This is a genomic window from Paraburkholderia sp. CNPSo 3274 (assembly GCF_024206475.1).
Taxonomy (GTDB): domain Bacteria; phylum Pseudomonadota; class Gammaproteobacteria; order Burkholderiales; family Burkholderiaceae; genus Paraburkholderia.
In genome coordinates this window covers 1-13,165 of sequence record NZ_JAMBPR010000013.1, presented here as the reverse complement: position 1 = coordinate 13,165, position 13,165 = coordinate 1, and the positions used below count along the sequence as shown (strand labels likewise).

At 66.8% G+C, this 13,165-nt stretch carries 14 protein-coding genes, 1 pseudogene and 1 riboswitch; of the genes and pseudogenes, 1 reads left to right on the top strand and 14 read right to left on the bottom strand.

The genetic code is table 11. The annotated features are described in order from the left end of the window. The 9 genes from astA to M3I54_RS11220 all read right to left on the bottom strand — a co-directional run bounded on the left by astA (position 1) and on the right by M3I54_RS11220 (position 8,260). A complete protein-coding gene (gene astA, locus M3I54_RS11260) occupies positions 1-1,035 on the bottom strand; it encodes an arginine N-succinyltransferase (RefSeq protein ID WP_254335820.1) in 1,035 nt (344 codons plus the stop codon). Next, positions 1,032-2,111, bottom strand: coding sequence for an arginine/ornithine succinyltransferase subunit alpha (gene aruF / locus M3I54_RS11255; RefSeq protein ID WP_254335818.1), 1,080 nt, complete (start codon positions 2,109-2,111; stop codon positions 1,032-1,034). The genes astA and aruF overlap by 4 nt, the downstream gene beginning before the upstream one ends. 42 nt (positions 2,112-2,153) lie before the next feature. Then, positions 2,154-3,371: an aspartate aminotransferase family protein gene (locus M3I54_RS11250; protein ID WP_254335816.1), complete on the bottom strand. Its 1,218-nt coding sequence runs from the start codon at positions 3,369-3,371 to the stop codon at positions 2,154-2,156. 230 nt (positions 3,372-3,601) lie between these two features. Next, the gene (locus M3I54_RS11245; RefSeq protein WP_254336004.1) at positions 3,602-4,573 is read right to left on the bottom strand and encodes a GlxA family transcriptional regulator; all 972 of its coding nucleotides are present in this window, start codon (positions 4,571-4,573) and stop codon (positions 3,602-3,604) included. 156 nt (positions 4,574-4,729) lie between these two features. Beyond that, on the bottom strand, positions 4,730-5,521 hold the full coding sequence (locus M3I54_RS11240; RefSeq protein WP_375542130.1) for an ABC transporter ATP-binding protein: 792 nt from the start codon (positions 5,519-5,521) through the stop codon (positions 4,730-4,732). Positions 5,522-5,541: 20 nt separating this feature from the next. Beyond that, positions 5,542-6,255, bottom strand: a complete 714-nt coding sequence (locus tag M3I54_RS11235) for an ABC transporter permease (protein ID WP_028204763.1) — start codon at positions 6,253-6,255, stop codon at positions 5,542-5,544. Positions 6,256-6,268: 13 nt separating this feature from the next. After that, complete coding sequence (locus M3I54_RS11230; protein WP_254335813.1) at positions 6,269-6,958, bottom strand: histidine ABC transporter permease HisQ; 690 nt, start codon at positions 6,956-6,958, stop codon at positions 6,269-6,271. Between the two features lie 317 nt (positions 6,959-7,275). Then, positions 7,276-8,028, bottom strand: coding sequence for a CbtA family protein (locus M3I54_RS11225; protein ID WP_254335812.1), 753 nt, complete (start codon positions 8,026-8,028; stop codon positions 7,276-7,278). Between the two features lie 13 nt (positions 8,029-8,041). Continuing rightward, a complete protein-coding gene (locus M3I54_RS11220) occupies positions 8,042-8,260 on the bottom strand; it encodes a CbtB domain-containing protein (protein ID WP_254335811.1) in 219 nt (72 codons plus the stop codon). Between the two features lie 38 nt (positions 8,261-8,298). Continuing rightward, positions 8,299-8,444, bottom strand: a riboswitch (cobalamin riboswitch). Positions 8,445-8,501: 57 nt separating this feature from the next. Between M3I54_RS11220 and M3I54_RS11215 the strand changes: the two genes are divergently transcribed. Continuing rightward, complete coding sequence (locus M3I54_RS11215) at positions 8,502-9,122, top strand: histidine phosphatase family protein (RefSeq protein WP_254335798.1); 621 nt, start codon at positions 8,502-8,504, stop codon at positions 9,120-9,122. A gap of 76 nt (positions 9,123-9,198) precedes the next feature. Here the strand turns inward: M3I54_RS11215 and M3I54_RS11210 are convergent, their stop codons facing one another. From M3I54_RS11210 to M3I54_RS11190, 5 genes and pseudogenes are all read right to left on the bottom strand, one after another. Continuing rightward, complete coding sequence (locus M3I54_RS11210; protein ID WP_254335796.1) at positions 9,199-10,236, bottom strand: patatin-like phospholipase family protein; 1,038 nt, start codon at positions 10,234-10,236, stop codon at positions 9,199-9,201. Between the two features lie 43 nt (positions 10,237-10,279). Further along, positions 10,280-10,861 (bottom strand): outer membrane protein assembly factor BamE, encoded by a 582-nt coding sequence (locus M3I54_RS11205; protein ID WP_254335794.1) that lies wholly within the window; start codon positions 10,859-10,861, stop codon positions 10,280-10,282. Between the two features lie 78 nt (positions 10,862-10,939). Beyond that, a complete protein-coding gene (locus tag M3I54_RS11200) occupies positions 10,940-12,028 on the bottom strand; it encodes a lysylphosphatidylglycerol synthase domain-containing protein (protein WP_254335792.1) in 1,089 nt (362 codons plus the stop codon). After that, positions 12,025-12,924: a hopanoid biosynthesis-associated protein HpnK gene (gene hpnK, locus M3I54_RS11195; RefSeq protein WP_254336002.1), complete on the bottom strand. Its 900-nt coding sequence runs from the start codon at positions 12,922-12,924 to the stop codon at positions 12,025-12,027. Before hpnK ends, M3I54_RS11200 begins: the two co-directional genes overlap by 4 nt. Next, positions 12,924-13,165, bottom strand: a pseudogene (locus M3I54_RS11190) (hopanoid biosynthesis associated radical SAM protein HpnJ); the annotation flags it as partial. The gene hpnK and the pseudogene M3I54_RS11190, both read right to left, overlap by 1 nt.

Sequence of the window (13,165 nt, the reverse complement as noted above, 5' to 3'; positions counted from 1 at the left end):
TCATCCTTGTTTTGCTTTCGCTGCGGGTCCGAGCACGCGCACCGGATCGCCCGCCGAGACGTTCAGCGCCGCGGCTTCCCTGGCGCTCAGCGTGAACACGCCGTCGTGCGCGACGCCCGGCGCGAAACCCACGCGGAAATCGCCAAGCGACGTATTGGATACGAGTGAGCGCACACCCTCTTCAGCACGCGCCTCACCGATCTCGACCTGCACCACGACGCTGTCGCGCACCGTGCGCAGGTCGCCGATATGGCATTCGAGCACCGGGCCCGCATCGAAGATATCGACGTGATTTTCGTAGCGCAGCCCCTCGGCTTCGAGCATACGGCGCGCGGGAATCGTGTCGGAATGCGTGAGACCGACGCAAGCCTGCGCTTCCTCGGGCAGCAGCTCCACGTACACCGGGTAACGCGGCATCAGTTCCGCGAGGAACGACTTGCGCCCGTGCGAGCTGAGGTAGTCGGCAGCGTTGAAATCGATTTGGTAGAAGTGCGAACCGACCGCGCGCCAGAACGGCGACGTGCCTTCGGCGTCGAAATGGCCGCGCAATTCCGCGCACAGGCGCTCGGGAAAGCGCTCGCGAAACTGCGCGATGAACATGAAGCGCGAACGCGAAAGCAGACTGCCCATTCCGCCCGTGCGATAGCGCGGCGAAAGAAAGAGCGAACACACCTCGGCGTAGCCCGTGAGATCGTGCGAGATATTGAGCGCGCGCATGCGCGTCCAGATGCCGAGCTCCTGGCTCGCGTGCACCACCGTGCTCACGCGGTAGTTGTAAAACGGCTGCTCCAGTCCCACGGCCGTTTCGATGCCGCATACGCCGGCCACGTCGCCCGTGGCCGTGTCTTCCATCACGAAGAAGTAGCCGGCTTCGCGCGGCGCGGCAACGCCAGCGAGCGTGCGCCGCGCGCGCTCCACGCGCGCCATGAGCGCCTCGCGGTCGGGTTTGAAGGTGGTGAGGCCGGGGCCCGTTTCCTGGGCGAGCGCGACGAGCGCGTCCACGTCGCCCGTTTGCACGACGCGTACCACGATCATTGTGCGTCTCCCATATATGCGTCCTCTGTTTGCGGGGTGGCGCGATAAAGCGGCGCACAGCGCACCGGCTCGCCGTCCTGCACGCCGAGCGCAGCGCGCGCGCTCGCGTCGAGCGGGGCGATGATGCCCGCGCCCTTCTCGCTTTCAGGCAGCGTCGCGAGCACGCAGCGGAACTCGCCCGCGTGTTGGCTCGCGACCAGATACGCCGCGCCTTCCAGGTTCGTTGCGCCCGCAACTTCGCGCACCGTGCGCGTCTCGTTGCCGGCGACCGAGGCCGTGCGGTCCACCTGCGCGGTCAGCACCGGGCCCGCGTCGAAAATATCGACGTAGCGATCCGGCTCGAAGCCCTCTTCCAGATGGATCTCGTAAGCAAGCAAGGCACTCGGATCGGGCTCGCCGAGCACGCGCTGCGCGTGCTCCGGCAGCAGAGGCACATAGAGCGGATAAGCCGGCATGACCTCGGCGATGAAGGTGCGGCTGCGTCCACCCGAGGCCAGTTCGATGTCCTTGAAATCGCGCCCGAAGAACTTGCGCCCCACGGCCTCCCAGAAGGGCGAGGCGCCCGTCTCGTCGGTCACGCCGAGCAGCAGCGAGAACACTTCGGACGTGAAGCGCCGGCGGTTCATCGCGACGTACATCATGCGCGCGCGCGACATGAGATGCGCGGCCGCGTCGCCGCGCAGCGATGGCTCGATGTAGAAGCCTGCGAGGCGGCTCTTGCCTGTGAGTTCGTGCGACATCGTGAGCGCATGAATCTTGCGGTTCACGTGCAGTTCGCGCGACGCATGAATGAGCGCGTCGTTGCGAAACGCGTAGAACGGCTCGGCGTAGCCGGCCGCCGCCACGATGCTCGAGGTGCCGACGAGCCACCCCGTGGCGGAGTCTTCGAGCACGAACAGATAGAACTCCTCACCGGGGAAGTCCACGTCCGCGCGAAACGAATCTTCTGAAAGCGCGATGCGCGCTTCCAGCGCCGCGCGGTCATGCGGCAGCGAATGCAGCACCGGCTGCGCGGTGCGCGCCATGTGGGCGATCGCGTCGAGATCGGAAAGCCTGGCGGGGCGAACGAATAGCATCGTCGATCCTGTGTGTGCGCTGGGTTGCGGCTGGGTTACGATTTAGCGTGCGCCGATGACGTCTTCGCAGGCCTGCTCGAAGCGCGCAAAGCCTTCGTCGAGGTCCGCTTCGGGAATGATGAGCGAGGGCGCGAAGCGCAGCACGTCCGGCCCGGCAATCAGCATCATCACGCCGCGATTCGCGGCCGCCGCATTGAAGTCCTTGGCGCGGCCCGTAAAGCGCGCATTCAGTTCGGCGCCGATCAAAAGCCCCTTGCCGCGCACTTCCTTGAACATGTCGAAGCGCTCATTGAGCTTCGCGAGCTTGCCGCGAATCGCTTCGCCCCGCGCACGCACGCCCGCCAGCAGCGCCGGATCGCTCACCAGCTCGACCACCTTGCCGGCAATCGCGGCGCCCAGCGGATTGCCGCCATAGGTCGTGCCATGCACGCCCACCTTGAAGTGCGCGGCGATGGCCTCGGTCGTGAGCATCGCGCCGATCGGGAAGCCGTTGCCGAGCGCCTTGGCCGTCGTGAGGATGTCGGGCGTGACGCCCGTATCTTCGTACGCGTAGAAGTGGCCCGTGCGGCCCACGCCCGTTTGCACTTCGTCGAAAATCAGCAGCGCGCCGTGCGCATCGCACGCCTCGCGCAACGCGCGCAGGAACGCGGGATCGGCGGGAATCACACCGCCCTCGCCCTGCACCGGCTCGACGATCACGGCACAGGTCTGCGCGCCGATGGCGCGCTTCGCCGCTTCGATGTCGTTGTACTCCAGATGCGTGATTCCGCCCGGCACGGGGCCGAAGCCCTCCGAATACTTGGGCTGGCCGCCCACGCTCACGGTGAAGAACGTGCGGCCGTGGAACGACTGCGTAAACGAGATGATCTCGAACTTGTCGGCGCCGTGCCGATCGAACGCCACGCGGCGCGCGAGCTTGAGCGCCGCCTCGTTGGCTTCCGCGCCCGAGTTCGCGAAGAACGCGCGATCGGCAAACGTGAGTGCTTCGAGCTGGCGTGCGAGGCGCAGCACCGGCTCGTTGGTGTAGCCGTTGCCGATGTGCCAGAGCTTGCTGCCCTGCTCCTCGAGCACGCGCAGCAGTTCCGGGTGCGCGTGGCCGAGCGAGGTCACGGCGATGCCGCACGCGAAGTCGATGTAATCGCGGCCCTCGGTGTCCCACACGCGCGAGCCGACACCGCGATCCGGCACGAACGGCGCGGGCGAGAAACACGGCACCATCACTTCGTCGAAGGTCTTGCGGCTCACAGTCTGGTCGTTCATGGCGATTCCTCTATTACTCAGTGCGTGTCGAATTCGGGGTCAATGTGCGTCGGGGCGGCGCCCTTTCGCTCAAGTAGCGTTGCATGGGACGGGACTAAGCGCTCAAGCGCCAAGTCCCGTCGACACCTGTGCAGTGTAGGCAAGCCGAGCGCAAACGTCTTGCGCAGGCGCGACGCGTTTTTTCGTACGGAAGCTGCAATGTCCGGGCGCTTGCTGCGCCGCGGCTACGTTCACTGAACTTCCGGCGGCTCGACGAGCGCGCCCGCGCGCGGCTCGGCGGCGGCCCCGCCGTGCTGGCGCTCGATCCAGTTGCGGCGGTCCTCGCGCGGCGTTACGCCGAAGCGCTCACGGTACGCATTCGAAAAATGCGCCGCCGAAGAAAAACCGCACGCGAGACTGATCTGCACCACCGACTTGCTGGTGCGCTGCAACTGCGAGCGCGCCTTGGCAAGGCGCAGGCCCAGGTAGTACTTCGACGGCATCGCGCCGAGGTACTGGCGAAAGAGCCGCTCGAGCTGCCGCCGCGACACGCCCACGAGATTCGCGATCTCGTCGGTCGTGAGCGGGTCCTCGATATTCGCCTCCATCAGCTTGAGCGCGTCGTTCAGGCGCGGGTGCCGCTCACCGGGCGCGGTCACGAACGGAATGCGCTGGCGCTCGTCGCCGCTGCGCAACGTGCTTGCGCCCAGCGCGTCGGCAATGCGCTCGGCGAGTTCCGGGCCGTGGTCGCGGCCGATCATTGCGAGCATGAAGTCGAGCGTGGCCTGGCCGCCCGCGCAAGTCGCGCGGTCGCGGTCGATTTCGTAGATGTGCTGCGTGACGATGGTGCGCTCGAACTGCTCGGCGAACTGCTGGAACGTCTCCCAGTTCGCGGCCACGCGGTAACCCTGCAACTGTCCGGCCATCGCGAGCCACCAGATGCCATGGTGAATGCCCGTGACGAGTGGCGTGCGCTGCCCCACGCGCGCGAGACTCGCGAGAAAGAGCCGGTAGTCGGCGAACTGCTGGTAGCGCTCGGTGACGACGATGAGCCAGTCGGCTGAAACGGCGTCGCCGAACGCGCAGTCGGCGGGCCACTGCGCGCCGCCCGCGAGCGGCACGGGGCGGCCGTTCCACGAACACATCTGCCAGCGATACAGCGCCCGGCCGTCGATCTCGTTGGCGAGATTGAGCGCGTCGACAATCGGGCCCACGCCCGACATCGAAACGGGCGGGAGCGCGACGATCGCCACCTGGGTCGTGCGGCCGGCGCGCGCGAGCGGCGCCTGGCCGCCGGGCGTCGCGGCAGGAACGGAAGCGGGAGAAAGAACGGTGGAGCGGACCATCGGCAAGACGAGGCGCGAGAGCGAACGCGCCGCCTACTTGAGACTGCCCGAGAGGAACTGGCGCAGACGATCGCTCTTCGGCGCGCCGAGCACATCGGCGGGCGAGCCCTCTTCCTCCGTACGCCCCTGGTGCAGGAACATCACATGATTCGAGACGTTGCGCGCAAAGCCCATTTCGTGTGTGACGACGATCATCGTGCGGCCTTCATCGGCAAGCTTTTGCATCACCTTGAGCACTTCGCCCACGAGTTCGGGGTCGAGCGCCGAAGTCGGCTCGTCGAAGAGCATCACGTCGGGATGCATGGCGAGCGCGCGCGCAATTGCCACGCGCTGCTGCTGGCCGCCCGAAAGATGCGAGGGATATTGCTTCTCGACGCGAGGAGCGAGGCCCACTTTCTCCAGATATTGCCGCGCGCGGTCCTCGGCTTCCTTGCGCGGCACGCCCAGTACGTGCAAGGGCGCTTCCATCACGTTCTCGAGCACGTTCATGTGCGACCAGAGATTGAAGTGCTGGAACACCATTGCGAGCTTGGTGCGGATGCGCTGCAATTGCTTGTGATCGGCCACGTCCAGATCGCCGTTGCGGCCCGCCTTCGTGCGCACCGCCTCGCCGTCGACGACGATCTCGCCCGCGTTCGGCCTCTCGAGGAAATTGATGCAGCGCAGGAACGTGCTCTTGCCCGAGCCGCTCGCGCCGATGATGCTGATCACGTCGCCCTTCTTCGCGTCGAGCGAGACGCCTTTGAGCACCTCGTTGTCGCCGTAGCGCTTGTGGATGTCGCGCGCGACGAGCTTGCTATCTGAGGATTGCGTCTGAGCCAAGATGGTCTCCAGTTTCCGATGAATCAGCGGGTGCGCACGGCGAGATGGCCGAGCCAGCGTTTTTCGGCGCGGCGGAACGCGGCCACCAGCACGAACGATACCGCACAGTAGATCAGCGCCGCGAGGCCGAACGACTCGAACGAGCGGTAGGTGGCCGAGTTGGCGTCGCGCGCGACCTTGAGGATGTCGGGCACCGTCGCGGTGAAGGCCACCGTGGTCGCGTGCAGCATCAGGATCACTTCGTTACTGTACAGCGGCAGTGCGCGGCGCAGCGCCGAAGGCAGGACCACACGCCAGTACATCGTGAACGGGCTCATGCCGTAGGCGCGCGCCGCTTCCACTTCGCCGTGCGAGGTGGCGCGGATCGCGCCCGCGAAAATCTCCGTCGTGTACGCACAGGTGTTGAGCGCGAACGCGAGAACCGCGCAGTTCAGGCCGCTGCGGAAGAACGCGTCGAGCAGCGGCTCCGAACGGATGAACGCGAGACTGTACACGCCCGTGTAGATGAGCAGCAACTGCACATAAAGTGGCGTCCCGCGAAACACGTAGGTGTAGAAGCGCACCGGCAGCGAGAGCCAGCGGCGGCTCGAGACGCGCGCCACGGCGAGCGGCACCGCGCACACAAAGCCGAAGGCGACAGAGATCACGAGCAGCCACAGCGTCATCGCGAGGCCCGAAACATGCTCGCCGTCCCAGTAGAGGAACGCGCGGCCGAATTGCTGAATGATTTCGTTCATGACGGCCTTTTCCTCAGAGTTGCGCGTGACGCACGCCCACCGAATAGCGGCGTTCGAGCCAGACGAGCGCGAAGTTCGAGAGCGTGGTGATCGCGAGATAGATGAGCGCCGCAATCACGAGGAAGAAAAACAGGTTGAAGGTGCTGCGGCCCGCGTCCTGGGCGGCCTTCACGACATCGGCGAGACCGATGATCGAGACGAGCGCCGTCGCCTTGACGAGCACCTGCCAGTTGTTGCCGATGCCGGGCAGCGCGAAACGCATCATCTGTGGAAAAAGGACGCGGGCGAACACGCGCGCGCCGCTCATGCCGTAGGCATGGCCCGCTTCGAGCTGGCCGCGCGGCACCGCGAGAAACGCGCCGCGAAAGGTTTCGGTGAAGTACGCGCCGTAAATGAAGCCGAGCGTGACGACGCCGGCCACGAACGGATCGATGTCGATCTGCGCCATGCCGAGCGCGTCGGTGGCCTCGTTCACGCCGATCTGGATGCTGTAGAAGAGCAGCAGCATCAGCACGAGGTCGGGCACCGAGCGGATCAGTGTCGTGTAGGCGGTCGCCACGGCCGCGAGCGGCCGGTTGAACGAGAGCTTGGCCGCCGCGCCGGCCAGGCCGAGCAGCACAGCCACGCCGAGCGAGAGCAGCGAAAGCTCGATGGTCTGGATCGTGCCGGCGAGCAGCACCGGGCCAAAGCCGTAAAGGATCACGCGCGTCTCCGGAACAAATTCGTTTTGTCGTTTCGGGCGGCCTCGCGCGGCACCTGAGCGCCGTCGAAACCGATGAACTGGCGCGGATCGTCTCAGTGCAAAATGGATTGCTCAAACTCGCGCGGCCCGGATATTGCAGTGCAGCATTGCGGCGCGACGCACGGATGCGGGCGGATCGGGCCCACGCAGCCGCGGGCGCGATGCTTTTGAAAGGCGAAAAAAAATGCCCCGGCACGCGAGGCGCGCGGGGCATTTACGCAAGTTTGGGGTCGCTTTTTCGATAGGTGCGCGGCGTGCGCGCTGCGACCCGGCGGAGCTTAAGCGGCGCGCGTTTGCGTGCCGCGTGCGCCGCCCGCACGGGCATTCGCACCAGGCAGCTTTTCGGCGAGCGCGCCAAACAGCAGGCCGATCGTGGTCCAGAGAATAACCTGCATGCCGATCGACACCGTGCGGAACTTCCACAGCAGCACGGCCGGGAAGGCGGCGGGCACCTCGTTGATCGTCGGCAGCGCGAGCTGGATCGCGCCGATCACGACGACGAACAGCACGAGCGCCACGATCGAAGCGTTCCAGACGCCAAGGCGCGGCACGAACGCGGCGCGCACCTTGAGCGAGAACACCGACACGGCGATCGAGATCGCGATCATCAGGAAGAAGAGCCCGGTTCGATAGCCGATTGTCTCCGGGTCGCCGACCGAGGGCGGATTCGCCGGATATTTGATGTTCGGCACCAGGTAGATCGCGACGAACGCCGCGAGCGAGAGCCAGGCCGAGAGCGCACGCGGCGAAAGACGCCCCACGCGACCGTTCGCATATGCAAAGACGAGCGCAAAGAGGCCGCCGATCGACGCGCCATAGACCATCACGCCCGTGAAGAGACCCAAGCTCGCCTGGGTCTTGCGGCTCACGATCTCGGGCTCGGGTGCCTCGCCCTTCGCGGCGTCGGCTTTCTCTTCGAAGGAAATCGCCTGATCGACCTGCGGCTCGCCCGCGATCTTCGCGAAGCCGAACGTAAGGAGTCCCGCGGCGATGCCTGCGAGCATGCCGCGTACCAGCAACTTGCCAACCATATTCGGCTCCCGGTCAGTGGCAGGGAAAGCCGAGCAGATGGCGGCCGTCGTGAACGAATTCGTGGACGTACATGCCCGGGAAGATCGACGTGGCGCCCTGCTCGGCGCCCACGAAGTACAAGGCCAGCAGCAGCATGAGGCCGCCGAAGATCGCCCAGGGCAGGATCTCTCGCAGCGGAACGGGCGCCGGCGCGGCCGGTGCGTGCTGCAAGGGGAATGAGGTTTCGGACATGCTGACTTCTCCTGGGGTTACGCGCCCCGCTAGTCGTTCAAGAGTGGTTCACGACGCGCAGGTCTGACTTCCGTTGCTTCGATTCAATCGACGGCAACCAGTTACAGTGGCGCGACCGCGCCGGACTTGCACCGGCTTCCGCGTGTCGTGGAGCCTGTATTCTACGCGCTGCGACGGCTGGCCGCGGCCCGGATGTCACCCGGATAGGTCAGCCACAGAGTAGTGAAGCATAAGGAAAAGCATGCCGACGATAGTCTGGCTGGTGAGCCATGCGGCGAGTGCCGCGCTGCGCTCGGGAACATTCCCGCAAGCGCCTGTAGCGGGCGATGACGCCGAAGAAGCGCTCGATGCGCGCGCACTCGAGGCGCTTGCCGCCTGGCGCGAACGCTGGCATGCGCGGCTGGCCGGTGGCAATCGCAACGCCGAGGTGCCGCGCGCGTTCACGAGTCCCGCCGCAATCGCCCGCGCGAGTGCACACGCGGCAGGCTTCGCGGGGGCAACGCCAGCTGACGCGCTCGCCGAAACCGCCTTCGGCGCGTGGCAAGGCCAGCGCCTCACGGATCTCGCGCGCGAAGTGCCTGAAGCCCTTGCGGCCTGGACGCGTGATCCAGGCTTTCGGCCGCCAGGCGGCGGCGAATCGTTCGACGATGTCCGTACGCGCGTCGGCGCCTGGCTCGATGCGGTGCCCGACTCGGGCCACAACCTGATCGCCTTCACGCACGCAAGCGTGATCCGGGCGGCGATTCTTCACGCGCTGGGCGCGCTGTCATCAAGTTTTCGCTCGATCGAAATCGCGCCGCTTTCCGTGACGGCGCTACGCCGCATGCAGCACGGCTGGGTGTGGCTCGCCGTGGTGGATTGAGCCGAGGAGCGGGAGGCGCCGAAATTCGCCGTCGCCGGCATTCTGGACCTGTAGCCAGCAGCGCACGAGAAGCGCCCTAGTCCAGCCCTAGCTGCGCCTTGATGGCCGGCATCATGTACTGCACGGCCGCGCGCCCTTCCTCGATGGCGGGCGCGGCGCGATGAAAGTCGAAGATCCCCATGCCGCCCAGCCGCGGCTGGATCAGCAGGTCGGCGGGCTCGCCTGCAAGGCGGCTGCGCGTAATGCGCACCTGCATGATGTCGATGCTCTGGGCCACCGAGCTCAACACGGAAGGCACGCGCGTGCTAGGCGGCGGCGCCACGCGTACGTCCGGCCCGCCAGCCGCGCCGGGGCCTGCTGGCTGCAGCCAGCGCGGGAAGCGCTTGCCGTTGCGGCGCAGGAGCGGTTCAAGCGCCGCTTCGCTGCTGTCAGCACCATTGGCGACGCTGCCGACCGCCCCGGCGGCCGATGCCGCCCTCGCCGCGTCGCTCGCCTCCACGGGCAACTCGCGCGGCATCGTGTCGATCGCGCCGCCCAGGTCGCGGCCGTTGAGAATGTCGTGATTGAGGTCGATGGCGATCACGGTGTCCGCGCGCATCGCGCGCGCGGCGGACACCGGCACCGGGTTGCTCAGTCCGCCATCCACGAGCCACACGCCGTCATGCCAGATCGGCGTGAAAATGCCGGGAATCGCGATCGAAGCGCGCACGGCGTCCACCACGCCGCCTTCGCGCAGCCAGACCTCGCGCCCCGTGTCGAGTTCGGTGGCGACCGCCGTGAACGGCAGCCTCAGGTCATCGATCGAGCGGCCGTTGAACCGGTGCGCAAAAAGGTCGATCACCTTGCGCCCGCCGAGCAGGCCGCCCGAAAAACGCAAGTCGAGCAAGCGCACCACGGTCTGCCAGGTGAGCTTGCCCACCCAGTCCTCGAGCCAGTCGAGATCGCCGTTCGCATACACGGCGCCGACCAGCGCGCCAATGGACGTACCGCACACCACGTCGGGCTTGATGCCCGCTTCCTCGAGCGCACGAATCGCGCCGATATGCGCCCAGCCGCGCGCCGCGCCGCCGCCGAGCACGAGTCCCAAGCGCTTGGGCCGTCGCCGGTTCATCATGCGCGCCTCCTTGCGTGGTTCTGGGTCAACTGAGTCAAGTGAGTCATCGACCGCGGATGATGTCCGAGCGCGAGGTCGTCGTGACCCGCCCGTCCGGTCCGAAATGCACGTTGAAATACGCTTCGGGCGTCACGCCCCCTTCCAGCCACTTCCAGCTCCACACCGTCTCCTTCTTCAAGCGGTAGCCGGCCACTTGCCCGGGCTTACCGAGCAATCGCCGCACCTCGTCCTCGCTCATGCCGACACGGATCTTCGCGAAGTTTTCCGCCGTAAGCGCCTGAGTAATGGCCACGAGCCGCCCGTTCGGACCGATGTCGACCATCCAGGTCTTGAGGCCCTGCGGGCCGCGCGGATATTCGAGGCGGCGCGAGCCATCGTCGAACACGCGCTCGGTCTCGGGCTTGCCCATCTGCTCGCGTACCTGCTCGAGCGTGGAAACGCCGGGCGTGAGGCCCTTGAGCAGCAGCGCGTCGGGCTTCACGGAATCGAAGAACGCCTTGAATCCCTGCCGGATGGTGTCGAGCATGGCATCGAACTGGCGATCGTCGCAGCCGGAAAGCGTGAACGCCGCCGTGGCGGCGCACGCGAGCGCGAGCGAACGCGTGAGTGAAAACGTGGGCTTCATGTCCTTGCTAACGCATCAACATGGGCTTGCGTCTACGCGCGCCGATCCGGCGCGCACCGACATGTCCACAATGTACCGTCAATGGACCGGGTCGTGCTGTGAGTCCCGCTTCGGGCGGCTCGCACTTGCGGACACGCTCGCCACGGCGGGCAGCGCATCGGCAGACTGAGCGGCGGACTGCACACCGTGGCGCACTGCGCGACGCGTGCGAACGATTTCCGCGGCCTGCCACGAAAGCAGCGCGAGCACGCCGAACACCACTTCGCGCATGCGCTTGACGAGCGCGAGCGAGAACGCCACGTCCTGGCTCACGCCAAAGAGCTGCGCGAGCAGCACCACGGCGACTTCCTGCACGCCTAGGCCGGCGGGCACCATGAAGGCGGCATGGCGCACGGCCTGGGTGATGGCCTCGATGGCGAGCGCGTCGCCGACCGTCACCGGATGACCGAGCAGCGCCAGCGCCCACCACGTCTCGAACGCGCCGAGCATGTAGCCGCCAAGCTGCCAGAAGAAAGCGCGAAACATGAGGCCCGTGCGCGACATCAGCGCGTCGAGATCGGCGTCGAGCTGCTTGCCGTCGAGGCCGAGCATGAGCGGATTTTCGGTGCCGAGCAGCCGCGCGGCCCAGCGTTCGATCGCATGGAAAACGCCGCCGCGACGCAGCAGGAACACGGCGAGCACCGGCAGCGGCGCCGAGAGCACGAGCGCGAGTGAGATCGCGATGATGGTGCGCAGCGAACCGCCGTCGCCGGTTGCGGCAACGATCAGCACGACGCCGAGCGCCGAGAACGCGTATTGCACGGCGATCGTCACGAACACCTCGACGATCACCGAAGCCGTGACTTCGCTCGCATTGCGCACCTTCCAGCGCGCGAGGCGAATGCCGACGAGTTCGCCGCCCACCCCGACCACGGGCAGCAGCCGGTTCACGGCCTCGCGCACGGTCGCGGTCCACCAGAGGAAGCTGAGCGGTGCGCGCTTGTCGAGCAGGAGGCGCCACGCATGAGCGTCGAGCAGGAGCGGCAGCGCGTGGAACGGCACGAGCCAGAGCAGCATGGGCCCTGCCGTGCCAATCACGCGCAGCACGTCGTGCGCGCCGTTATGGACGACGAGACCGATCAGGATGGCGATCCCGACCGGCAGGCCCAGCCATTTCAGCCACTTCATGACACCTGCACCTCGGGGCCGCGCGACGCGGCGGGGTCGGAGCCTGAAGCCGCGCCGAAGAACACGTCGGTAAATCCGCCCCGGCGCACGCCCGCCTGCGCGAGCGCTGCGGCCACACGCGGCGAGATCAGCGCGCCGAATTCGTCGGCGTGGCGATACGTCTGCATCGACGGCGTGATGGGCCCGTCGTGCGCTTCATCGGCAAGCGCCGGGTGGCAGTAGATCTCGCCCACGCCCTGCGCGGGCAGATGCGCGAGCGCGTCGAGCACGGCGGCTTCGTCCATTGCGCCCGTCTTCGCGATGCCGACCACGTAGTCGTTGTGCGCGACACCCGCACGCGCTAGCCGCGCGCGCACGAGCGCGAGCCAGGGCTTGAGCGCGAACGGCGCACCTGCCTCGAGCGGCAGACGCATCGCGCGCAAGCCGTAGTCGCGGCCGATCTCGAGGATCAGCGCGAGCACCGTGGGATGCAGATGAAAATGTTTGTGCGTGTTCACGTGATCGAGCGCGAGCCCGGTCGCCGCGAACGCTTCGAACTGCGCGCGTATCTCCTTCGCGAGCTGCCTGCGCACGTGCGGCAGGAAGAAGAAACGCACGCCGTCGCGGACCATGTTGTCGCCGAAACGCCCTTGCGCATCGACGAGCGCGGGAATCTGCTCGCGCGGCAGCATTGCCGCGCCATCGGCCAGCACCAGATGCAGTCCCACGCGCAAACCCGGCGTGCGGCACGCCCGCGCCACGGCATCAAGCGCGGCGGGCGCGGCCACCATCAGGCTCGCGCAGTCGAGCACGCCCTCGCGATGCGCGCGCTCCACCGCCGCATTGACCCGCTCGTGCAGGCCAAAGTCGTCGGCGGTGAAGATGAGCGCGCGCGCATCGCGAGACGAACGGTCCATCATGCCTCGTGCGCGCGCAGGAAGCGGAAGAACTCCACGCCTTCGCGCAGACGCCGCTTCATCATGTCCCAGCTCGTGAGCATCTCGCGCACGATCTCCCAGATCTTCGACGGCCGGAAATAGAACTGGCGATAGAACTGCTCCAGGTGGTGATAGATCTCGTCGCGCGACAGATGCGCATAGCCGATCGCCGCGAGCTGCACCCCTTCCTTGCTCACCAGGTTGATGGTCTTGTTCTCTT